Raw genomic sequence first — 20,825 nt, forward strand, 5'->3', positions numbered from 1 at the left:
CACCGCCGCTGCACCGCCGCCGCCACCGGCGCGCGGCGGAGCGACTTCAAGCTGGCGATTTCAACAAAGCCCGCCCGGCGGAGGCCGCGCCACGCGCATCATCGCTCCAGCTCCGCTGAGCCTCGTCCCTTCCATCCCTCTCGCCGGATGCGATGAGCGCCGTGAGACCGAGCCGCCCATCGCCTCGATCGGCGCCAGCCCCGTGACCGCGCCGGTCGCGCCGATGTGCGCGAGCTTGGGGCTGTGTGCGTGAACGTTGCCGCCCGCGGAGCTGGTGACAGGCCCGTCATCCAGGCGTCATCGAAAGACAACAACAAGCACGTTGCGCGTCACGCAACTGACACAGGTTCCGTCTAGGCTATGCGATGCGTCTGCGCTTGCCGCTGCTTCTCACCCGTGAGGCTCGCCATGCTTGACATGTTCGTCGTCCACTCGAGCGCCCTGCCCCCTTCCACTAAGCTCGTAGCTTTTCGCGGGACCGAGGGCATCTCGAAGCTCTATCGCTTCGAGCTCTTCCTGGTGATGACGAGCGATGTCGGCCACGGCTTCGACATGGCCGCCGCCGTGGGCCAGCCGCTGACCGTCTCCCTGGAGCGGAGCGACGGCGGCGAGCGCTTCCTCCGGAGCGGCGTCCTGGGCAGCATCGAGCTCCTCAACGACTTCGCCGGTCGGTGCGTCTTCCGGGCCACCCTGGTCCCGCGCCTCGCCCTGCTCGCCCTGTCGTTTCACAGCCGCGTCTTCACCGGCAAGACCATCCCGGAGATCCTTGGCGCCGTCCTTCAAAAGGGCGGCGTCACGGATTGCGCCCTCATGCTCCAGGGCGCCTACGCCGCTGAAGAGCACGTCTGCCAGTACCGCGAGAGCGATTATGCCTTCATCGCCCGGTGGATGGAGCGCGAGGGCATCTATTATTACTTCGAGCACGGGGAGGGCGGCGAGACGCTGGTGCTGATCGACGAGAAGTCGGCCCATCAGCCCCATGGCGGCAAGCCCATCCGCTATTACCCGCAGCCCGGCGGCGCCAACACCGCGAAAGACACCTTCCACGCCTTCACCTGCCGGCACGACGCCGTGCCCAGCGCGGTCCGCCTCAAGGACCACAACTACGCCACGCCGGCCGTGCCGGTCGTCGGGCAGGCGTCGGTCAGCGAGAGCGGCTTCGGCGAGGTCAGCCTGTTCGGCGCGCGGTTCTTCTCGCCGGGCGACGGGGAGCGGCTGGCGCGCGTCAAGGCCGAGAGCCTCGCCGCGGCCGGCGTCGTCTACCAGGCGATGGGCAAGGCGGCGACGCTGGTCCCCGGGTTCACCTTCGAGCTCGAGGATCACCCGCGGGCCGCGTTCAACACGAAGTACCTGGCCACCGAGGTCGAGCACTGGTCCAACCAGGCCCCGGACATGCCCGAGCTCGACGAGCTCGCGCCGTGGCGCGGGAGCTATCGCATGGAGGCCAGGGCCATCCCCGCGACGACGCAGTTCCGCGCGCCGCAGGTCACCGCGTGGCCGCGCATCTACGGCACCGAGCCCGCGGTCGTCGACGGCGCGGCGGTCAGCGACTACGCGCAGATCGACACCCATGGCCGCTACCGGATCAAGTTCCACTTCGACGAGAGCGACCTGGGCGGGGGGAAGGCGTCGACCTGGGTCCGGATGCTCCAGCCCCACGGCGGCGGCATCGAGGGCTTCCACTTCCCGCTGCGCGCCGGCACCGAGGTCATGTGCGCCTTCGAGGGAGGCGACCCCGACCGGCCGGCCATCGTCGGGGTCGCGCCCAACGCGCTGACGCCGAGCCCGGTCACCTCCGGGAACAACACGCGGAACGTGCTCCAGACGGGCGGGCGGAACCGGCTCGAGCTCGAGGACCAGGCCGGGCAGGAGCGGATCACCCTGTCGACGCCCTATGACAACACCTACATCCGGATGGGGGCGCCCAACGCCGGCGCGTCGTATGAGGTCAAGACGCAGGGCCACGCCTACACGTGGATCGGAGGCTCCTCCGAGAACATCGTGACCGGCAACCGGACGGCGATCACCGCGGGGATCTCCGAGAGCATCGTGGGAGGCTTCAGCTTGAGCTTCGTCGGGGGATACTCCGGGAGCTTCGTCGCTGGATACTCGCAGAACGTGATCCTGGGCTATCGCGACACACGCATCCTCGGCAACGAGTCCACGAACGTCTACGGCAATCGAAAGACCCGCATCAAGGGGAGCCGGACGACGACCATCGTTCGCGACGACACGACCTCGATCATGGCCAATCGCAGCGTCACCATCCGAGGCAACAGCGGCCTGGTCGTCTCGGGGAACCGCAGCACCCGGATCGTGGGGAACGACAGGAGCGCGTTCTTGGGTTCGCGAAAGACCGACGTGACCGGACGAAGCGAGACGAAGATCTGGTCCAGCAGCGAGACCGAGGTCGTGGGCACGAAGAAGACGAGGATCGGCGGTCGCGTCACCACCGACCTGCTCGCAGGGCGAAAGACCACCGTTCACGCGGGGGGGAGCGAGACGACGATCAGGGGTGGCAGCACCACCGAGATCTTCGGCACGAGAAAGACCACGGTCACCGGGCGGAGCGAGACCACCATCCATGGCCCCGCCGAGGGCACGGTGACCGGTCTTTACAAGACCAAGATCGGGTCGCGCGTCGAGGTCATCGACAAGACGAAATACGAGAATATCAAGGGTCTGGCCTACAAGAAGGCCCCGCACGAGATCAAGGAATTGAAGCTCTCGACCATCCGGGCGAAGGGCTACAACGCCGCGCACGAGATCATGAAGATCAAGACCCACCTCGAGCTCTCGAACGCGGATTTGCACATCCTGAAGTGATCCGCCTGGCGCGCGTGGAGCAGGCTCGCGCTCGCCGCTGAGCCGCAGGATCCATCGAGCCCTCTGCCCTGGATGCCGTCGGATGAAAATCGTCAAGCCCATGCGTCTCGGGGTGGTGCCGAGGGTCTTCATGAACCAGCGCACCCCGCACCTCCTGATCACCGCCTTCGTCGGCTTCTCCTACGACAGGCCGGCCCGGCTGCTCTACGAGCCGACGGTCTGGCAGGTGGCCGCGGAGGAGCTCGGCGAGGACGGGCTCCTCGACGAGCTCAACCCCAAGACCCGGGGCGAGCTCCTCGTCACGGGCCGCTGCTATCCGCCGGGGCGCGTCGCCCGCCCCGCGAGCTCGGTCCGCGTCCAGCTCGGACCCATCGACAAGAGCCTCTATGTGATCGGCGACCGGACGTGGGGTCTGCTCGGCATGTCGGATCCGGCGCCCTTCACCGAGATGCCGGTCACCTGGCGCAACGCCTTCGGTGGAGCGGGGTTCGCCAGGAACCCGCTGGGCAAGGGCCACGGCGACAGGAGCGCAGCGCTGCCCAACATCGAGTCGCCCAGGCACCTGATCCGCGCGCGCGACGACCGCCCGTCGCCCGCCGGCCTCGACGGGTACGACATCACCTGGCCCCAGAGGTCCTCCAAGATCGGCACGTACGATGCAGCGTGGCGCGACGAGAGCTTCCCTGGCTTCGCGCGGGATCTGGACCCGACGATGTTCAACATGGCCCCGGACGACCAGCAGATCGACGGGTTCTTCCGGGGCGACGAGGCCTTCGTGGTCGAGAACATGCACCCTGACGAGCCCCGGATGGAAGGCGCCCTCCCCGGGGTCGCGAGCCGGTGCTTCGTCTGCCTGCGCACGCGCGACGGCGTGGTGATCCGCGAGCCCGCCATGAAGCTCGACACCGTGCGCCTGTTCCCGCACCGCGAGCGGGGAGTCGTCCTGTTCCGCGGCGGCGTCGAGATCGCCGAGGACGACGCGAAGGACGTGGTGGCCGTGCTGGTCGCCTGCGAGGCCATGGACGCACCCAGGCCCGCCGCGTATTACCATGAGTACCTGACCCCGCGCCTCGGCCCTCGGAACCCCGATCTCCCGGACGACGAGGATGACAGGCTCATGCCCGAGCCCGAGGATGCGGAGGCGCCGCCGCTGCCCGATGACAGGCTCTCCGGGCTCGCGTCGAGGCTCAGGCGGCAGGGGCTCTTGGGAGGTACTCCGGATCGGGCCGTCGGAGGCGCGGCCGCGGTCGGCGTCGCCGCCGGTGTCCACGGAGCCGGAGCAGGGAGGGACCCCGACATCGAAGAGATCGAGGCCGATCTCGCCGAGATGGGGATCGACCCCGAGCCCCTCGACGCCGCGACCGACGAGGACGAGGCGGGGCCGGCCATGGACATTCCAGAGGACTGGCAGGAACAGGAGAGCCTCGCGTGGTTCGCGTCCGAGCCCGAGGCGCACAACGACGCGGACCCGGAGCCGATCGAGACCGCGGCCGTGGCGACCACCCCGCATCTCGCCGAGGACCCGGAGGACGCCGAGGACATCGAGATGGTTCGCCAGCAGCAGGTGGTCCTGGAGCTGGCCAAGAAGCGGCTGCGGGACCAGGGCCTGGATCCCGAGGCCTATCTGTCCCAGCAAGGCCCCCTGGAGGACCCCGAGCCCCTCGATGAGCCCGAGGAGGCCATGATCAGCCTGTTCGAGCGCGAGATCACCGGCCGAGGGTCGAAGATTGAAGGTGTGGACGTCGATGCGCTGCTCGCGGGAGCGCGCCGGAGCGCCGCCGGGCAGCCGAGCGGGCCGAGCGAGATCTCGGTGTTGCAGACGCGCGATCGCTTGCGGCAGGCGATGCAGCGCGAGGGCATCGCACCGGACAGCGCCGAAGAGCTCCTGTCGGCGGTGGACTGGCAAGCGCTCGAGGACGGGACCCGGGACGTTCAGGCCGACCTCGACGACGACGACCCCGACGGGGCGCCCGAGGCCGCCCACGCCCAGCCCGAGGAGCCAGCCGGAGACATCTTTCCAGAGGACGAGGCCCTGGGCGGTGACCTCGCAGAGGACGAGGCCGCCGGGCTTGCGGAGGACGAGGCCGCCGGGCTTGCGGAGGACGAGGCCGCCGAGCTTGCGGCGGACGACGTCCCTGAATTTGCGGCGGACGACGCCCCTGAATCCGCGGAGGAGCTGGACGACATCGCCTCGTTCCGCGCCGGGTGGGGCGAAGAGGGGCGGCTGCTCGCGCACCTCTTGCCGGCCTCGGCGCGCCTCGACAGCGAGGAAGCGCTGCGGCTGCGCCGCGAGGTCGAGTCCGGGCACAGGGAAGGGCGGAGCTTCGCGGGGTGCGACCTCTCGGGCGCCGACCTCGCCCACCTCGACCTCGAGGGGGTCGACCTCTCGGGCGCCATCCTCGAGTCGGCCTCTCTCACCGGGAGCAACCTGCGAAAGGCGAAGCTCACGGGAGCCATCCTGGCGCACGCGGACCTGGAGGGCGCGGACCTCTCGGAGGCCAGGCTCGATGGGGCCAACCTCGGCTCGGCGTGCCTGCGGGACGTGAAGGCCCTCGGAGGCGTCGACTTCGGCGAGGCCGTGCTCGTCAAGGCCAATCTCTGGGGAGCGGACCTGTCCGGCGCCAGGCTCTCGGGCGCCGACCTCTCCGAGGCGAACCTCCGCGACACGAACCTGGAGGGCGTCGTCGCCGAGAAGGCGACGTTCCAGGAGGTGGACCTCGCGGGAGCGCGCTTCCTCGGCGCGCGGCTCTCGGGGTCCACGTTCAACGAGGTGAACGTGACCGAGGTCGACTTCACCGGCGTCGACCTGAGCTCCGCCACCTTCATCGCCGTCGAGGGCGACGGCGCCGTCTTCCGGAACGCCGTGGCCAGGGACCTCGCGAGCGTGAAGGGCTCGTCCTTCGCGGGCGCAGATTTCAGCGGCGCGACGCTCACCGGCGCGAACTTCATGGGGACGCGCCTCCGCGGCAGCGACCTCTCCGACGCCGACCTGCGCGGCGCGCTGCTGAGCGAGGCGGACCTGTCCGAGGCGACCCTGGATCGCGCGAGCCTCGTCGAGGCCATGCTGACCCGGACGAACCTCACCGGGGCGTCGCTCTACGCCGCGGACCTGAGGCAGAGCGTCATGAACCACGCCTGCGTCCGCGGGGCCGTCTTCGAGAAGGCCAACCTGTTCGGCGTGTGCGCCGACCGGATGGTCGGAGACGACGACACGAGCTTCGAGGGCGCCAACCTCAAGCGACTTCGGGTGATACCGCCCCAGAGGCAGCATGGATAGGGAAGCGCTGCGCAAGCGGATCGACGAGGGAGAGGTCGTCTCGGCGCTGGACCTGTCGGGCCGCGACCTCTCGGGCCTCGATCTCTCCGGTGGGATCTTCGAGGAGGTCTCCTTCGCCGGCGCCAACCTGGCGGGCGTCAAGGTGCGCGAGGCGATCTTCCACCGCTGTGACCTCGCGGGAGCGAACCTGAAGGGGCTGGACTTCCACCTCGGCACCGCGATGGACTGCACGCTCGCGGGGGCTGCGCTCGCCGACGCCTCGCTCGTCGGGGCGAGCCTCTCGGACGTGGACCTCGCGTCGGCCGATCTCACCGGAGCCGACCTCTCGTCGGCCGGCATCGCGCACGCCAGCCTCGAGAGCACTCGGTTCGTGCGCGCCAACCTGGCCGACGCCAGCCTGTTCCAGGCCGAGAGCAGAGGCGCGGACTTCTCCCGGGCCAACCTGACGAGGGCCGTCCTGTTCCGTCAGGACCTGTCCCAGGCCATCCTCACGGGCGCGACCCTCCGTGAAGCGATCCTCGTCGAGGTGCGGATGGGGCCCAGGGACCTCCGGCGGATGGATCTCCGCGGGGCGCAGCTCACGAACGCCGACCTGCGCGGCTGCGATCTCTCCGGGGCCACGCTGGCGCGGTGCAGCTTCAAGGGCGCCGACCTGACCGGAGCTCGGCTGGATGGGGCCGTCGCGCACATGGCCGTCTTCGTCGAGGCGACCCTGCTGAACGCGAGCCTGGCCCAGGCCGACCTGAGCCAGGCGCTCTTCGTCGACGCGCGCGTGGGCGCCGCGAACCTCTCGGGGGCGCGGCTCGAGATGAGCGTCTGGCACCGGGCGAGCTGCCCGGGCGCCCGCTTCCGCCGGGCGGATCTGAGCGACGCGGACCTCTCCCACGCCGACGTGTCCTTCGCCGACCTCTCCGAGGCGACGCTGGCGCGCGCGCGGCTGCACCGCGTGACGGACAAGGGCACGATCTGGCCGCTGAGCAAGGCGCTGGCGCACGGCGACGACGAGGAGCTCAAGGAAGCAGAAGACTGGCAGGCCAGCGTCCTCGGGAGGCCCGCCGGCGGTCAACGCACCCCGCAATCATGAGGACTCGTGAGGAGACGATGCAGAGCGTAGCAAGGACGATGCGGTACGAGCGGGGAGCCCACGGCGACCATGGCGCCGTGCTCCGCGTCGATGGCTCCACGTACATTGTCGAGACCGACGACGGCGAGGTCCGCGCGAAGCGCGCCACGAGCTGCCTGCTGGAGCCCGCCGCCGGGGACCTGGTGCTCCTCGCCGCCGTGAAGGACGCGCAGTACATCCTCGCCGTCCTCGAGCGGGAGGAGGGCGCGCCCTCGCGCCTCGTCTCCGGAGGGGATCTCCAGATCCATGTGCAGCGCGGCTCGCTGGGCCTCTCGGCGCCTGACGGCGTGCGCGTGGCGGCCGGCAAGGACCTCTCGATGGCCGCGTCGACCTTCCGTGTCCAGGCCAGGGAGGGACACGTCGCGCTGGGGCTGCTCTCGCTCGTCAGCGAGGTGGTCCGCGGGGAGGTCGACCGGGCCAAGCTGATCGGCCGGAGCCTCGACGCCCAGCTCGAGCGGCTGATGCAGAGGGTGAAGCGCTCCTACCGCATCGTGGAAGAGGCGGATCACGTGCGCGCCGAGCGCATCGACTATGCGGCCAAGGGCGGCCTCGCCCTGCACGGCGAGAACGCCAAGATCACCGCGTCGCACGTCGTGAAGATCGACGGCGATCAGATCCAGGTAGGGTGACCGGACATGTGCTTTGCCATCACCTCGGGCGGCGGGATCGACTTCGGCGTGCCCGACGTCTGCCTGCCGGGGCCCGTCCCGTACCCCAACACGGCATCTCGACCCATGGCGACGTCCGTCGCGTACAAGGTGATCCTGGGGAGGGGCGCCGCCCATACCCTGGCGACCATCGTCCCGATCTCCATGGGCGATAACCCCGGGGTCCTCGGCGGCGTCATTTCCCGTCGCAACATGGGCCCCTCGCGGCGCCTCGTCCCCTACCCGAAGCTGCTGCTCCAGAACAAGCCGGCGGTGCGGCTCGGCGCCACGGGCATCCAGAACCAGATCAACGTCAACGGGACGAACATCGCCCCGGGCCAGGTCAAGGTGCTGCTCCTCTGAGGTCCGCGTGGTCACCCTCGACGAGGGCCGTCCGCGAGAGCGACATCGACCCCTGCGCTGTTCTTCCCGGTGAGGGACACGAGCATGCCCATCAACGAGCACGCCCGCATCCGCCTGGCGATCATCCAGAGAAAATACGGCGCGCGCCTCTCCCAGGGCACGCGCGGCGCCGACCTGCCCGACCGGCGCGAGCGCTTCAACGCCGATTTCCGTCGGATCCTCGCCGACATCATCGTGCCCACGTTCGAGGCCATCGGCGACGAGCTCGCCGCGTCGGGCCACGCGTACCGGCTCGAGCATGACGTGGGCGAACAGACCCCGAGCCTCGAGTTCCACATCCTGCTCCGGGGCGTGCCGGTGGACGCCAGCAACCTGATCCGCCTCTTCTCCAGAGCGGACGCCGAGGGCGATGGAGAGGTGATCGCCGAGGTCAACGTCGGCCAGACCTTGACCGAGCTCACGCGATTCCGGGCGCTGTCTCGGATCACCCAGGATGTGGCGGAGCAGATGTGCGTGGACGCCATCGAGCACATCTTCGCCTGCAACGCCCGCTGAGCGCGGCCCGCTCGGAGCGGGGGGCCCGATCGTCGCAGCGCCGTCACGCGCCGCGCAGCGCGGCCATCCTTTCCTTCACGGCCGCGGCGAGGGCCGGCGAATCCGCGAGCCGCTTGCTCCAGAGCCGCCTCACGCGGACCCATACGGTGCGCCGGATGGCGAGGGCGTCGAGGGCGGCGTCGAGCTCACGGTGCTCGTGCGCCAGCATCAACCGAGCATAGCCGGCGACCTCCAGCGGGCCGCGCAGGGACTCCCACGCGGCGATGTAGGCGGCGTCGAAGCGGTCGCGCAGCGATCGGTCGCCGCGCCTTTGCTCCCTGTCCATCGCGTCTTCCCATCGCTGCTCGACCTCTCGCCACCGCGCGGCGGAGAGGCCGTGCGCCGCGAGCACCTCGGACCGAGGGGCGCGCCGCTCCGCGAGCTCCGCCGCGATGGCCGCGCAGCGCTCCAGGCTGATCTCCTCACGGTCGGGCGCGGACGCGAGGGAAGGGGGGGCCTCCTCGGCGCCGCCGGCGCGGTCGGTCCACGGGCGCCGGAGGTCGGGGTAGAAGCGCGACGCGCCGCTCTTCCCGCCCTCATCCTGCACCGGGGGAGGTGCGGGAAGGTCGACCTCCTGCGGGCTCGCCGCGGGGAGGGGGGGCCAGGGGAGCTCGCAGGCATCGAGCGCCAGGATGAGCGTCCCCGGCCCGGCGCAGGGCGCAGGCGCGGCGGGCGCGCGCTGGGCCGACCACGGAGCGCCAGGGAGCGGCGAGGACGCCGGCGGCGGCGCTGCCAGGGGCGGGCTCGGGGCCGCGGCCGCCACGAAGGGCAGGGCGGCGTGGCCGGGCGGGGAGGGCTCGTCGTCGGGCGCCAGCGCGAGCGTCGCGGGCGGGGCGGAGGCGCCGCCGGCCTGCTCGATCGAGGCCGACGAGGCAGACGGCGGCGGGGCGGAGGACGCAGGGGCTGCCGAGGAGAAGGGGAGCGCCGGCCCTTGCCCCGACGCCGCCGCTTCCTCGTGGTCGAGCCAGAGCGTCGCGTCCTGCGCCGAGGGCGCGCCGCCGCTCGAGAGCGCGCCGCCGCTCGAGGGCGCAGCATGGCTCTCCGGGGGTGCCATGCTCACGGTCCCGGTCGGGCCTTGCGCCCGCGCGGGCTCGGGCGCCGTCGCGGCCCGCCGCGGGGCGCGCGGCTCCACCCAGGCGAGCGGCGTCCCGGCGGACGCGACGCCGGCCGCGATCCGCACGGCCGCGAGCGCGGCCTCGCCGGCGACCGGGAAGCTGCCCCGGAAGACGAGCGTGCAGCGCTGCTCGTCGCCGTCGATGCGCAGCGTGTCGGCGCGCAGATCGAGCGGCTGGCCCTCCGGCATGCCGAAGGCGGACAGGCCGTGGACGCACGCGATGCCGCGCGCCGCCGGCAGGCGCATCCGGAGCAGCGGCCGCCCCGGGCTCAGCCCCTCGAGCACGATCCACTCGTCGCCGCGCAGGAGCTCGGTCTGCTGGTCGGGCGGCGCGGCCTGGAAGTAGGACCAGTCGAACCCGTCGGGGATCTCGGCGATGGGGCCCTCGAGCGCCTTGCGCGGCGTGGGCCCGAGGCGCCGCCGCCGCGCCGGCCAGGCGCGGGCGATCGGGCCGAAGCCGGCGGGGCGGTCCGGCGCGGCGGGGTCGAGGACGCCCGGCGCGCCGGCGCCCGGCGCGACGCCGAGGGGGTTGTCCATCCGATCGGCCCTGCAGACCGCGCGCTCGTAGACGATCGGCGCCCGCAGGAAGCCGCCCTGCTCCCGCACGACGAGCCGCTTGTCGACGAGGGGCCGGCGGCCGTCGAAGACCGCGAGCCGCACGGTCAGCGCGTCGACCGGGCGCTCGGCCGGCGCCCAGGCGTGGCCCGTGAAGAGCACGTCGGCCCGGGCCAGGCAGGGCGCGAGATCGCTCGTGAACCGGACGCTGCGGGCCGGGTGATCGCCGTGGTGGACCTCCGCGCGCAGGATCGGCTGCGGCGCCGCGCGCGGCATCGCCGCGTCCGGCGCGAACGCGAACGTCGCCTTCGCGATCACCGTGACGCGGAGCTGCCCCCGCGAGCGCCAGGCGACGGCGGTGGCCGCGGTCCCGTGGAGCGGCGTGACGGCATCTGCGACAAGGAAGCTGTCTGACACGAGATCTAGCCCTAGCACCCGTGCCGCGCGCCCGTTTGCTACATTCATTTGTCAGCCGCCGCCGCGCCCTGCCCGCGGAGGAAACGTGACGGAAACCGTCGTCAGGGCTGGCAGCGCCGCGCCCGGTCCGGCCAGGATCCGCGCCCATCCGGAGGGGGCGGGGCCGGCGGCGGCGTTGACGCTGCCGCCTCGACCGGCCATAGGGGGCAGATGCAGAGACTCGTCATCGAGGGCATGACCTGCGGCCACTGCGTCCAGGCGGTCTCCAGGGCGCTCGCGAAGGTCGCCGGCGTCACGCGGGTGGGCGAGGTGAGCCTCGAGCGCGGCGAGGCCGTGGTCGAGGGGAGCGCGACGGCCGAGTCGCTCGTCGAGGCCGTGCGCGAGGCCGGGTACGAGGCGCGCCGCGTCGACTGAGCGGCGCTCTCGCGCCACGGTGCGGCGCCCGGCCGTGTTTGATAGGGTGGCGGCCACCATGATGCGAGACCAGAGCGGGACCGGTTTTCCGGAGGGCTTTCTGTGGGGCGCCGCCGCGGCGTCGTACCAGATCGAGGGCGCCGCGTACGAGGACGGCAAGGGCCTGTCCGTGTGGGACATGTTCTGCAGGAAGCCGGACGCGGTGTGGAACGGCCAGACGGGCGACGTCGCGTGTGACCACTACCATCGATACCGGGAGGACGTCGGTATCATGCGCGACATCGGCCTCCGCGCGTACCGACTCAGCATCTCGTGGCCGCGCGTGCTGCCGGAGGGCACCGGCGCCGTCAACGAGCGCGGGCTCGCGTTCTACGATCGGCTGGTGGACGCGCTGCTCGAGGCGGGCATCGCGCCCCACGTGACGCTGTTCCACTGGGACTTCCCGCTCTCGCTCTATCACCGGGGCGGGTGGCTGAACCGCGACAGCGCGGACTGGTTCGCCGAGTACACGAGCGTCGTCGTCCGGAAGCTCGGCGACCGGGTCAAGGACTGGATGACGCTCAACGAGCCGCAGGTGTTCGTCGGCGCGGGCCACTACGAGGGCCGCCACGCGCCCGGCGACCGGCTGCGCTTCGCCGAGATCCTGCGCATCTGCCATCATGTCCTGCTCGCGCATGGAAAATCGGTGCAGGCGATCCGCGCGGCGAGCCCGGGGCGCTGCAATGTCTATTACGCGCCGGTCGCGCAGGTGAAGATCCCCGCGAGCTCCTCCCCGGAGGACATCGAGGCCGCGCGGGCGGCCACGTGGTCGGTGGCCGCCCGCACCACGTGGACCAACACGTGGTGGATGGATCCCGTGTTCTTCGGCAGGTATCCCGAGGACGGGCTCCGCCTGTTCGCGGGCGAGCTGCCCGAGATCCGGGGCGGCGACCTGGAGATCATCGCGCAGCCGGTCGACTTCTGCGGCGTGAACGTCTACTGGGGGGTCCCGGTGCGCGCCGGGGCGGGCGGCGCGCCCGAGGTCGTGCCGCACCCGGTGGGGCACCCGATCACCGCCTTCGAGTGGCCGGTCACGCCCGAGTGCCTCTACTGGGGTCCCCGGTTCTTTTATGAGCGGTACGGGCGGCCCATCGTGATCACCGAGAACGGGCTCTCGTGCCGCGACTGGATCTCGCTCGACGGGGAGGTGCACGACCCGCAGCGCATCGATTTCACGGCGCGCCACCTGCGCGAGCTCCGCCGGGCGATGGCCGAGGGCGCCGTCGTGAACGGCTACTTCCACTGGTCGATCCTGGACAACTTCGAGTGGGCCCACGGGTACAAGCACCGCTTCGGCCTCGTCTTCGTCGACTATCCGACGGGCAGGCGCGTGCCGAAGGACTCGGCGCGCTGGTACCGCGAGCTCATCGCCTCGAACGGCGCGATCCTCGGCGCCTGAGGGGCCGCTGCGCGCGACGCTCGTCCGGTAGCGCCTGGTGCCGCGTCGCCCGAGATCGTCCCTGGTTCCGTGAGGGGACGGATTGAATCGCAGAGGCGCAGAGGAAAAACCTCTGTGTCCTCTGTGCCTCTGCGGTTCCTTCTCCCATGAGACCAGGGACGAGCTTGGGCGACGCGGTGCTAACCGCTCTCCGCGGCGGTCTCATCGTCGTCGGTCAACAGCAGCTCCGTCTCGCTCCACAGCGCGTCGAGATCGAGCGCGAGCCCCTCGAAGCTGGGGAGCGCGATCGTCCCCTCTCCCACGGAACGCGCCATCACGTAGCGGCCATCGGGCCCGAGCTCCAGGAGCTCCAGCACGCGCGCCTCGGGATCGAGCAGGCCGTACCAGCGCACGCCGAACCGAGCATACTCGTTGACCTTCTCCAGCCGGTCCCGCCGGACATCACGGGCGCGGGTCGACAGCACCTCGAAGATCAGCGCAGGCGGCGTGCGCGACAGGGACGCGCGCGCACCGAGGCGCTCTCCCGGCGCGTACATGCACACGTCGGGCTTCCGTCCGCACCTCTCCGACACGCCGAGCTTGTGCTCCGAACCGAACACGAGCGCTCTCCGGGGAGCTGCCCAGCTCTTGAGCACGTGCAGCAACCAGGCGACCACGAGCTCGTGCAGATTGGACGGCACTTCCTCCTCCTCCAATCGGCCGTCGACCAGCTCACCGGGCTCGTCCTCGCCCAGATCGGCCCAGGCCTCGAGCGTCATCGGCTCCGGTCTCAGCACCTCGGCGAACGCCCTCGCGCGCATGCCCTACCGTAGCATGGGCGCCCTGCGCTCCATCCCACACCCACCGGCACCGCCCACCGGCCCCGGAGCGCCGCGCAGGCGCCGCGCGGGCGGGGCCCTCCCGAGAGCGCCCTGCGCCACGCGCGGCCGCGGCCCCCCCCTCGGGCGGCTCAGGAGGCGATCGGCTCGTCTCCGTCCTCGTCCTCTTCGTCGTCGAGGAGGTCTTCGTCCTCTTCCTCCCCGGTCGCCAGGTCGTACCCGTTCGGGTCGAAGGTGTCGAACATCGCCTGAAGCCGCTCGGTCAGCGAATCCCACGTGTCCGGTGGCTCGCCCGCCTGCCGGTCGCGCTCCGCGAGCGCGAGCGCAGCGGCGACCGCCGAGGTCAGCGGGCGCGCATCCTGGAGCACGGCGACCTTGGAGGCGTCGCCGCTGCACGCGTAAGCCAGGAGATAAGCCCTGTAGAGATCCTCATTGGTCTTGTCGCTCATTCCTTTTCCTTCGTTCCTTGGCGTCCTCTGGACCCGTTCCAGCCCTCGATGCTCGCCGGCCTCCGGGCGCAGCGGACGGCGGCGCGAGCCTAGCCCATCTCGACCTCCGCGGGGGCGTGTCCCGCCAGGCGCCCGGGCCCGCGCGGCCGCGGCCCGCGCCGCGCGGCGGCGAGCGGATCAGTTGCGCAGCCGATCGCGCAGCACGCGCACGGCGCGGTCGATCCCCGCGTGGCGGTGGAAGCAGCATTGCCCGATGCGCGGCTGGCATTGCGACGAGCGGAGCATGTCCAGGAACACGAGCGCGCGCGCGTCGCCTTCGAGCGCCGCCCGCTCGAAGAGCGCGTCCTTGCGCCGGCACGGGGCCTCGCGCAGCTCCACGGCGATGCGCAGCGGGGCGCTCGCGCGCTTCAGCACCTCGGGGCGGCGGAGCAGCGCCGCCGCGCGCTTTCCGCCCCGCGTGCCGCCGTAGCCGCTCACCATCTCGTAGGCCACGTCGAGGCCGTCGGGGCCGAGGCGGTTCTCCAGGGCGTCGAAGATCGCATCCGCGCGGTCGTCGGCCCGGTACGCGGTCTTCACCGCGGCGGCCGCCGCCGCCATCATCACGTCGCGCTCCTTGAAGGCGGCGTGGTCCTGCTCGATCAGCACGAGCAGCGCGTCCTCCGCCTGCTTCCACCGCTTCGCGTTCACCGCCTCCACGAGGCGCCCGCGCTCGGCCGGGAGCCCCGCGCCCGCGCTCGGCCCCGGCGCCACGGGCGCCCCGCTCGACGCCGGCGCCGCCGCGGAGGCGACCAGCTCGGGGGTCGGGGCGCTTGCCCCGGGGGCGGCCGCGGAGGCGAGCGGCTCGGGGGCCGGGGCGCTCGCCCCGGGGGCAGCCGCGGAGGCGAGCGGCTCGGGGGTCGGGGCGCGCACCCCGGGGGCGGCCGCGGGCGTGGCCTGCGCGGGCATCGTGGGGTCGCCCGGCGCGCGCGCGCCGTCCCGCGGCGACGCCTGCATCGCGGCGGCCGCCCCGCGGAGCTCCGGGCCGGTGGCCGCTGGACCCGGCGCGCCCGCGGGCAGGCGGCCGAGGAGCTGCGCGGCGAGCGCGCCCCCCGCGGCCACCGCGGCCGCGCCGAGCAGCCAGCCCGCGAGGCGCCGCCGCGGCCTGGGCGCCCTGCGCGCGCCCGGGCCGCGCGCCTCGCCGCCCTGTCCAGGTACGCCGCGCGCGCCCGGGCCGCGCATCTCGCCGGCCGGCTCCCCGCCCGCGGCCGCCGGGCCGACCGCCGCGGGCCCGGCCACCTCGGCCGCGCCCGGCCGAGCCGCGGGCGCCGGCCGCGCGGGCGCCGGCCACGCGGGCGCCTCCGGGGGCTCCGGCGCGCGCGCCGGGTCGTGGCGCGGCGGCAGCGCGTTCCCGAACGGCAGCGCGCTCCCGAGGCCCCCGAGCGGGTCCTTCCAGGGGAGCAGGCCGAGCGCCTCGGCCGTGGGCATCGCCGCGTCGAGCGCGGCGAGCAGCGCGCGCGCGCTCGGGTAGCGCGCCTCCGGCTCCTTGCGCAAGAGGCGCATCACCACGGCCTCGAGCTCGCGCGACACGAGGACGCCCGGCGCGCGCAGCCGGAGCGGCGGCGGCGTCGCGGTGCACTGCTCGTGGAACAGCTCGACCGGCACGATCGCCTCGAACGGGCGCTTCCCGGCGAGCATCTCGTACAGGATGATCCCGAGCGCGTAGAGATCCGAGCGCTCGTCGACGCTCTCCATGCCCTGCGCCGCCTCCGGCGCCATGTACGCGAGCGTGCCGAAGACGATGCCGCTCAGCGTGATCCGGACGGGCTCCGCCCGCGCCTCGCCGAAGGGCGCGTCCGTCGTCGTGGAGAGGCGCTCCAGGGGCACCTTCGCGAAGCCGAAATCGATGAGCTTCACGGCGTCGGTGCCCTGCTCGATCATGATGTTGCGCGGCTTGAGATCGCGGTGGATGACGCCGCGCTCGTGCGCCGCGGCGAGCGCCGCCGCGATCTGCCGCGCGATCTCCGCGGCGCGCGCGGCGGGCACCGGGCCCTTCTTGATGATGCGGTCGAGCGTCGTGCCGCGGACGTACTCGAGCACGAGGAACCGGGAGCCGTCGGGGAGGGTCCCGAAGTCGGTCGCCGACGCGATGTTCGGGTGCTGGATGTGCGCGCCCGCGATCGCCTCGCGCTCGAACCGCGCGGTGAGCTCCGGCGAGCCCTTGGCCGCGGGCAGCAGGATCTTCACGGCCAGCCACTTGCGGAGGAGCAGGTGCTCGGCCTTGTAGACCGCGCCCATGCCGCCGGTCGCGACCAGCTCGACGATCCGGTACCGATCCGAGATGACCGTGTCGACCAGCGCGGCCGCCGCGTCCACTGCGGCCGCGTCGCCCGCGGCGGGCGTCGGAGGGGCGGGGGCAGGGGGCGGCGGCGTGCTCACGGCGCCGAGAACTCTCCGGCTTTGCCCGCTTCTTGTCAAAGGGGACCGGCGCGCAGGTCACCTGGCGAGCGCCCGTCCGGGCGCGCACCTTGACGGAACACGCGCTCGTTTGTACCAGAACCGCGCAGCGGTTACGGTGGGCTCACCGTCGCACCTGCTGGCCGCAGGAGGGGGAGCACGCCTTCCATGGCGCCCCTGTGCACATGCGAGGAGGAAGGGCGGATGGCCACCAGGAAGATCACACGGCGGACGAGACAGGGGAAGCATACGCCCGCGCGGCTCGAAGCGTTGCGTGTAGAGAACTACCGAGCGCTGAAATCCATTGCGCTGGAAAAGATCACACCCCTCACCGTGCTGCTCGGCGCCAACGGCAGCGGTAAGTCCACGGTCTTCGATGTCTTCAACTTCCTGTCCGAGTGCTTCCAGTTCGGGCTCCGTCACGCCTGGGATCGCAGGGGGCGCGCAAGAGAGCTGAAGACACGCGGCCAGGCCGGCGCGATCACCATCGAGCTCAAGTACCGTGAGCGCCTCGACGCGCCGCTCATCACGTACCACCTCGCGGTGGACGAAGAGGGCGGCAAGGTGTTCGTCGCCGAGGAGTGGCTGTCGTGGCGTCGCGGCAAGCAGGTCGGTCGCCCGTTTCGATTCCTGGACTATCGCAGGGGCCAAGGATCTGCCGTGAGCGGAGAGGAGCCCGACGAAAGTGACAGGCGGATCGAGTCCCCCCTGCGCTCTCCCGACCTCATCGCCGTGAACACCCTGGGGCAGTTTGCCGAGCACCCTCGCGTCGCGGCGCTGCGAGAGTTCATCACCGACTGGTACGTTTCCTACCTGTCCATCGATGACACGCGCAACCAGCCGGAGGCAGGTCCGCAGGACAGGCTGAGCAAGACGGGCGACAACTTGCCGAACGTCATTCAGCATCTCAAGGAGCAGCACCCAGAGCGGCTCGAGCGCATCTTCGACGCGCTGCGACGCCGCGTACCGCGGCTCGAGCGCGTCCTCGCAGAGCCCATGCCCGACGGCCGCCTCCTCCTGCAGATCAAAGACGCGCCCTTCGACCGCCCCGTGCTGTCACGCTTCGTCTCGGATGGTACCCTCAAGATGCTGGCGTACCTCACGGTCCTTTACGATCCCGAGGCGCCGCAGTTCATCGGCGTCGAGGAGCCGGAGAACTTCTTGCACCCGCGGCTTCTCCCGGAGCTCGCCGAGGAGTGCAGGGCCGCTACGGAGCGCTCTCAGCTCCTCGTGACGACGCACTCGCCTTTCTTCCTGAACGTCCTGAAGCCTGAAGAGATCCGTGTGCTCTACCGTAACGAGCTGGGGTACACCGAGGCGGTTCGTGCCTCTGACATCAAGGGAATTCCCGAGTTCGTGGCGGCGGGAGCTACGATGGGCCACCTCTGGATCGAGGGACACCTGAGCGCCGGCGATCCGCTCGTCAACGCGGGGGCTCCGACGAGCAAGGAGCGTCCCCGTTGAGGGTCGAACACCTCGAAGTTCTGGTGGAAGAGCCGTCCATGGAGGCGGCGCTGCGCATCCTCTTGCCCCGGATACTGTCGGGCAAGGTGTCGTTCGAGATCTATCGCCATCTGTGCAAGGACGACCTCCTGATGCGGCTACCGGCTCGGCTGAGGGGGTATGCGAGCTGGTTGCCCTCGAGCTGGCGCATCCTCGTCATCGTCGATGTGGACGACGACCATTGCGTAGAGCTGAAGAGGCGGCTCGACCTGATGGCAGAGCAGGCAGGGCTCACCACCCGTTCACGCGCGGCGGGCTCCTCCTATGCGGTCGTCAATCGACTCGCCGTCGAGGAGCTGGAGGCATGGTTCTTCGGCGACTGGGAGGCGGTGGTGGCGGCGTACCCCCACGGTCGCGACGACGATCCCGTCGCAGGCGAAGTTCCGCGACCCCGATGCGATCCGGGGAGGCACCTGCGAGGCGCTCGAGCGGGTCCTCCGGAAGGCTGGGTATTTTGCAGGCGGGCTTCGCAAGATCGAGGCGGCTCGGGCGATCGCCGAGCACATGGATCCGAAACGTAATCGCTCGGGAAGCTTCCGGATCTTGCACGCTGCACTGCAAGAGATGACACCGGCCCCGGAGGGCGGAGCCGTCGATCCCGCCGTCAAGTGAATCGGCGTCCGGGGCGGCGGGGGAGCCGGGCCGGGCGGCCCGGCTCAATGAGCTCCCTCCTCGCCGGGGGCGTGCTTTACCGGGCGCTCGCCGTCCGACCTGGGTACAGCGCCCTCCGGCCTGGGATTTCCGTCCGCCGTCCTCGGTCCAGCGCTCATCCCGGGGCTCGCTCCACGCGACCGCCGGCCCCCAGCGCCTGCCCGGCAGAGTCTCCCGGACGCCGGGTTCCCGTGCGCCGGGCCTCCATGCTGCGCCCCGCCCCTGGCCCCGCCGCGCCCACATCGGCGCCCGCTGGCCTATTGAACTGGCGGCCCTCCCGGGCCAAGGATGCGCCATGGCCGATCCTGTCCACGCCCTCTCCCGCGCCCTGAAGGCGGCGATCGTCGCCGCGTTCGGCGACGAGCACGCCGCCACCGACCCCTCCCTGCGCCGCTCCAACCACGCCGACTACCAGGCGAACGCCGCCATGGCGCTCGGCAAGCGCCTCGGCAAGCCGCCGCGCGAGGTCGCGGCGGCGATCGTGGCGGCGCTGGACGTCTCCGGGATCTGCCGCAAGGTGGAGATCGCGGGCCCCGGGTTCGTGAACCTCACGCTCGACGACGCCTACCTCGCGCGCGAGCTCGCGGACACGGCGCAGGGCGGCCGGCTCGGGATCGCGCCCGCGGCGCGGCCCGAGACCGTCGTCGTCGACTACTCGGGCCCGAACGCCGCGAAGGAGATGCACGTCGGCCACCTGCGCAGCACGATCATCGGCGACGCCATCGCGCGCGTGCTCGAGGCGCTCGGCCACCGCGTCATCCGCCAGAACCACCTCGGCGACTGGGGGACGCCGTTCGGCATGCTGATCGAGCACATGCTCGACCTCGGCGAGGACGCCGCCGCGAAGGAGCTCTCCGTCGGCGACCTCAACGCCTTCTACAAGCAGGCGCGCGCCAAGTTCGACGGCGACCCGGCGTTCGCCGAGCGCTCTCGCCTGCGGGTCGTGCGGCTCCAGGGCGGCGACGAGCCGACCCTCGCCCTCTGGCGGCGGCTCGTGCGCGAGTCGACGCGCTACTTCGAGGCGGTCTACCGCCGCCTCGGCGTGACGCTCACCGAGGCCGACTTCGCCGGCGAGAGCTTCTACAACCCGATGCTGCCCGACGTGATCGCGGAGCTCTCCGGGAAGGGGCTCGCCCGCGAGAGCGAGGGCGCGCTCTGCGTCTTCCCGGCCGGGTTCACGGGCAAGGGCGACGAGCCGCTGCCGCTCATCGTGCGCAAGCAGGACGGCGGCTACGGCTACCCCACGACCGACCTCGCCGCGGTCCGCCATCGCCTGCGGACCCTGGGCGCCGAGCGGCTCGTCTACGTCGTCGGCGCGACGCAGAGCCAGCACCTCGCGATGGTGTTCGCGACGGCGCGCGAGGCGGGCTGGCTCGCGCCGCCGGCCCGCGCCGAGCACGTGGCGTTCGGCTCGGTGCTCGGGGCCGACAAGAAGATGTTCAAGACGAGGAGCGGCGACAGCGTGAAGCTCTCGGACCTGCTCGACGAGGCCGTGGAGCGCGCGTCGAAGGTCGTGCGGGAGAAGAACCCGGAGCTCGACGCCGCGGCCGCCGACGCGGTCGCGCGCGCGGTGGGCGTGGGCGCGGTGAAGTACGCCGATCTCTCGAGCGACCGGATCAAGGACTACGTGTTCGACTGGGATCGGATGCTGGCGTTCGAGGGGAACACGGCGCCGTACCTGATGTACGCGCACGCGCGCATCCGGTCGATCTTCCGGAAGGCCGGCGTGGCGTCGCCGCGCGGGGCCGGCGTCGCCCTGGGCGAGCCGGCCGAGCGGGCGCTCGCGCTGGAGCTGCTCCGGTTCGGCGCGGTGCTCGAGGACGTGGCCGCCACGCTCGAGCCGCACCGGCTGTGCGGCTACCTGTTCGAGCTCGCCGGGTCGTTCACGACCTTCTACGAGCGCTGCCCGGTGCTCCGCGCGGACAGCGAGGAGGTGCGCCGCTCGCGCCTCGCGCTGTGCGATCTCACGGCGGAGGTGCTGGCGAAGGGCCTCGGCCTGCTCGGCATCGAGGCCCCGGAGCGGATGTAGCGGCGGCGTCCGCGCCGGCGCGACGCGGCGCGGGGGAGCGCGCGCCGTTCCCCTCCGTTCCCCTCCCGCTGTATTCGCGCTCACAGATTGCCCACTCACGAGGCGCGCCCCCTGGGACTCCCCATGTCCCCGGGGGCGGCCCGAGGCGCCCCGGCGCGGCCTCTCCGCCGGGGC

The 20,825-nt window shown here is 71.9% G+C and carries 15 protein-coding genes and 1 pseudogene; 12 read left to right on the forward strand and 4 right to left on the reverse strand.

Features of this window, described 5'->3' with window-relative positions; all coding sequences use genetic code 11:
- Window positions 1–408: 408 nt before the first annotated feature.
- The 6 genes from WMF31_RS03265 (at window position 409) to WMF31_RS03290 (ending at window position 8,791) form a co-directional block, all read left to right on the forward strand.
- Window positions 409–2,826, forward strand: a complete 2,418-nt coding sequence (locus WMF31_RS03265) for a type VI secretion system Vgr family protein (protein ID WP_436600541.1) — start codon at window positions 409–411, stop codon at window positions 2,824–2,826.
- Between the two features lie 130 nt (window positions 2,827–2,956).
- Window positions 2,957–6,103, forward strand: coding sequence for a DUF2169 family type VI secretion system accessory protein (locus WMF31_RS03270; RefSeq protein ID WP_436600542.1), 3,147 nt, complete (start codon window positions 2,957–2,959; stop codon window positions 6,101–6,103).
- The gene (locus tag WMF31_RS03275; RefSeq protein WP_436600543.1) at window positions 6,096–7,187 is read left to right on the forward strand and encodes a pentapeptide repeat-containing protein; all 1,092 of its coding nucleotides are present in this window, start codon (window positions 6,096–6,098) and stop codon (window positions 7,185–7,187) included. The genes WMF31_RS03270 and WMF31_RS03275 overlap by 8 nt, the downstream gene beginning before the upstream one ends.
- 17 nt (window positions 7,188–7,204) lie before the next feature.
- Window positions 7,205–7,855 (forward strand): DUF3540 domain-containing protein, encoded by a 651-nt coding sequence (locus tag WMF31_RS03280; RefSeq protein ID WP_129353791.1) that lies wholly within the window; start codon window positions 7,205–7,207, stop codon window positions 7,853–7,855.
- A gap of 6 nt (window positions 7,856–7,861) precedes the next feature.
- Complete coding sequence (locus WMF31_RS03285; RefSeq protein WP_129353789.1) at window positions 7,862–8,236, forward strand: DUF4150 domain-containing protein; 375 nt, start codon at window positions 7,862–7,864, stop codon at window positions 8,234–8,236.
- 84 nt (window positions 8,237–8,320) lie between these two features.
- Window positions 8,321–8,791 (forward strand): hypothetical protein, encoded by a 471-nt coding sequence (locus tag WMF31_RS03290; RefSeq protein WP_436600544.1) that lies wholly within the window; start codon window positions 8,321–8,323, stop codon window positions 8,789–8,791.
- A gap of 43 nt (window positions 8,792–8,834) precedes the next feature.
- On the opposite strand, the gene WMF31_RS03295 is transcribed toward WMF31_RS03290, so the two are convergent.
- Window positions 8,835–10,916, reverse strand: coding sequence for a DUF2169 family type VI secretion system accessory protein (locus tag WMF31_RS03295; protein WP_242515479.1), 2,082 nt, complete (start codon window positions 10,914–10,916; stop codon window positions 8,835–8,837).
- A 210-nt stretch (window positions 10,917–11,126) separates the two neighbouring features.
- Here WMF31_RS03295 and WMF31_RS03300 point away from each other — a divergent pair, with 210 nt between their 5' ends.
- Both WMF31_RS03300 and WMF31_RS03305 read left to right on the forward strand, forming a co-directional pair.
- Complete coding sequence (locus WMF31_RS03300; RefSeq protein ID WP_129353783.1) at window positions 11,127–11,330, forward strand: CopZ family metallochaperone; 204 nt, start codon at window positions 11,127–11,129, stop codon at window positions 11,328–11,330.
- Between the two features lie 58 nt (window positions 11,331–11,388).
- The gene (locus tag WMF31_RS03305; RefSeq protein WP_436600545.1) at window positions 11,389–12,768 is read left to right on the forward strand and encodes a GH1 family beta-glucosidase; all 1,380 of its coding nucleotides are present in this window, start codon (window positions 11,389–11,391) and stop codon (window positions 12,766–12,768) included.
- 179 nt (window positions 12,769–12,947) lie between these two features.
- On the opposite strand, the gene WMF31_RS03310 is transcribed toward WMF31_RS03305, so the two are convergent.
- The 3 genes from WMF31_RS03310 to WMF31_RS03320 all read right to left on the reverse strand — a co-directional run bounded on the left by WMF31_RS03310 (window position 12,948) and on the right by WMF31_RS03320 (window position 16,450).
- Window positions 12,948–13,568, reverse strand: a complete 621-nt coding sequence (locus WMF31_RS03310; RefSeq protein WP_436600546.1) for a Uma2 family endonuclease — start codon at window positions 13,566–13,568, stop codon at window positions 12,948–12,950.
- Between the two features lie 149 nt (window positions 13,569–13,717).
- Complete coding sequence (locus tag WMF31_RS03315) at window positions 13,718–14,035, reverse strand: hypothetical protein (RefSeq protein WP_129353779.1); 318 nt, start codon at window positions 14,033–14,035, stop codon at window positions 13,718–13,720.
- Window positions 14,036–14,212: 177 nt separating this feature from the next.
- Window positions 14,213–16,450 carry a protein kinase domain-containing protein gene (locus WMF31_RS03320; RefSeq protein WP_436600547.1) on the reverse strand — a complete coding sequence of 746 codons (2,238 nt, stop codon included), beginning with the start codon at window positions 16,448–16,450 and terminating at the stop codon, window positions 14,213–14,215.
- Window positions 16,451–16,672: 222 nt separating this feature from the next.
- Here WMF31_RS03320 and WMF31_RS03325 point away from each other — a divergent pair, with 222 nt between their 5' ends.
- From WMF31_RS03325 to argS, 4 genes and pseudogenes are all read left to right on the forward strand, one after another.
- Window positions 16,673–17,932, forward strand: coding sequence for an AAA family ATPase (locus WMF31_RS03325; RefSeq protein WP_436600548.1), 1,260 nt, complete (start codon window positions 16,673–16,675; stop codon window positions 17,930–17,932).
- A 38-nt stretch (window positions 17,933–17,970) separates the two neighbouring features.
- Window positions 17,971–18,255, forward strand: a pseudogene (locus WMF31_RS03330) (DUF4276 family protein); the annotation flags it as partial.
- Complete coding sequence (locus WMF31_RS03335) at window positions 18,236–18,583, forward strand: DUF4276 family protein (RefSeq protein ID WP_436606516.1); 348 nt, start codon at window positions 18,236–18,238, stop codon at window positions 18,581–18,583. The pseudogene WMF31_RS03330 and the gene WMF31_RS03335, both read left to right, overlap by 20 nt.
- Window positions 18,584–18,917: 334 nt before the next feature.
- The gene (argS, locus tag WMF31_RS03340) at window positions 18,918–20,651 is read left to right on the forward strand and encodes an arginine--tRNA ligase (RefSeq protein WP_436600549.1); all 1,734 of its coding nucleotides are present in this window, start codon (window positions 18,918–18,920) and stop codon (window positions 20,649–20,651) included.
- Window positions 20,652–20,825: the final 174 nt, after the last annotated feature.

Origin of the sequence: Sorangium sp. So ce1036, from assembly GCF_051369805.1 — a bacterium.
Classification (GTDB): Bacteria; Myxococcota_A; Polyangia; order Polyangiales; family Polyangiaceae; genus Sorangium; species Sorangium cellulosum_F.

Bases quoted from the DNA above. Each gene is read 5' to 3' on its own strand.
- WMF31_RS03305 (WP_436600545.1), top strand. From the start codon at position 11,389: ATGATGCGAGACCAGAGCGGGACCGGTTTTCCGGAGGGCTTTCTGTGG.
- WMF31_RS03315 (WP_129353779.1), bottom strand. From the start codon at position 14,035: ATGAGCGACAAGACCAATGAGGATCTCTACAGGGCTTATCTCCTGGCT.
- WMF31_RS03310 (WP_436600546.1), bottom strand. From the start codon at position 13,568: ATGCGCGCGAGGGCGTTCGCCGAGGTGCTGAGACCGGAGCCGATGACG.
- WMF31_RS03335 (WP_436606516.1), top strand. From the start codon at position 18,236: ATGCGGTCGTCAATCGACTCGCCGTCGAGGAGCTGGAGGCATGGTTCT.
- WMF31_RS03280 (WP_129353791.1), top strand. From the start codon at position 7,205: ATGCAGAGCGTAGCAAGGACGATGCGGTACGAGCGGGGAGCCCACGGC.
- WMF31_RS03300 (WP_129353783.1), top strand. From the start codon at position 11,127: ATGCAGAGACTCGTCATCGAGGGCATGACCTGCGGCCACTGCGTCCAG.
- WMF31_RS03325 (WP_436600548.1), top strand. From the start codon at position 16,673: ATGGCCACCAGGAAGATCACACGGCGGACGAGACAGGGGAAGCATACG.
- WMF31_RS03270 (WP_436600542.1), top strand. From the start codon at position 2,957: ATGAACCAGCGCACCCCGCACCTCCTGATCACCGCCTTCGTCGGCTTC.
- argS (WP_436600549.1), top strand. From the start codon at position 18,918: ATGGCCGATCCTGTCCACGCCCTCTCCCGCGCCCTGAAGGCGGCGATC.
- WMF31_RS03290 (WP_436600544.1), top strand. From the start codon at position 8,321: ATGCCCATCAACGAGCACGCCCGCATCCGCCTGGCGATCATCCAGAGA.
- WMF31_RS03285 (WP_129353789.1), top strand. From the start codon at position 7,862: ATGTGCTTTGCCATCACCTCGGGCGGCGGGATCGACTTCGGCGTGCCC.
- WMF31_RS03265 (WP_436600541.1), top strand. From the start codon at position 409: ATGCTTGACATGTTCGTCGTCCACTCGAGCGCCCTGCCCCCTTCCACT.
- WMF31_RS03275 (WP_436600543.1), top strand. From the start codon at position 6,096: ATGGATAGGGAAGCGCTGCGCAAGCGGATCGACGAGGGAGAGGTCGTC.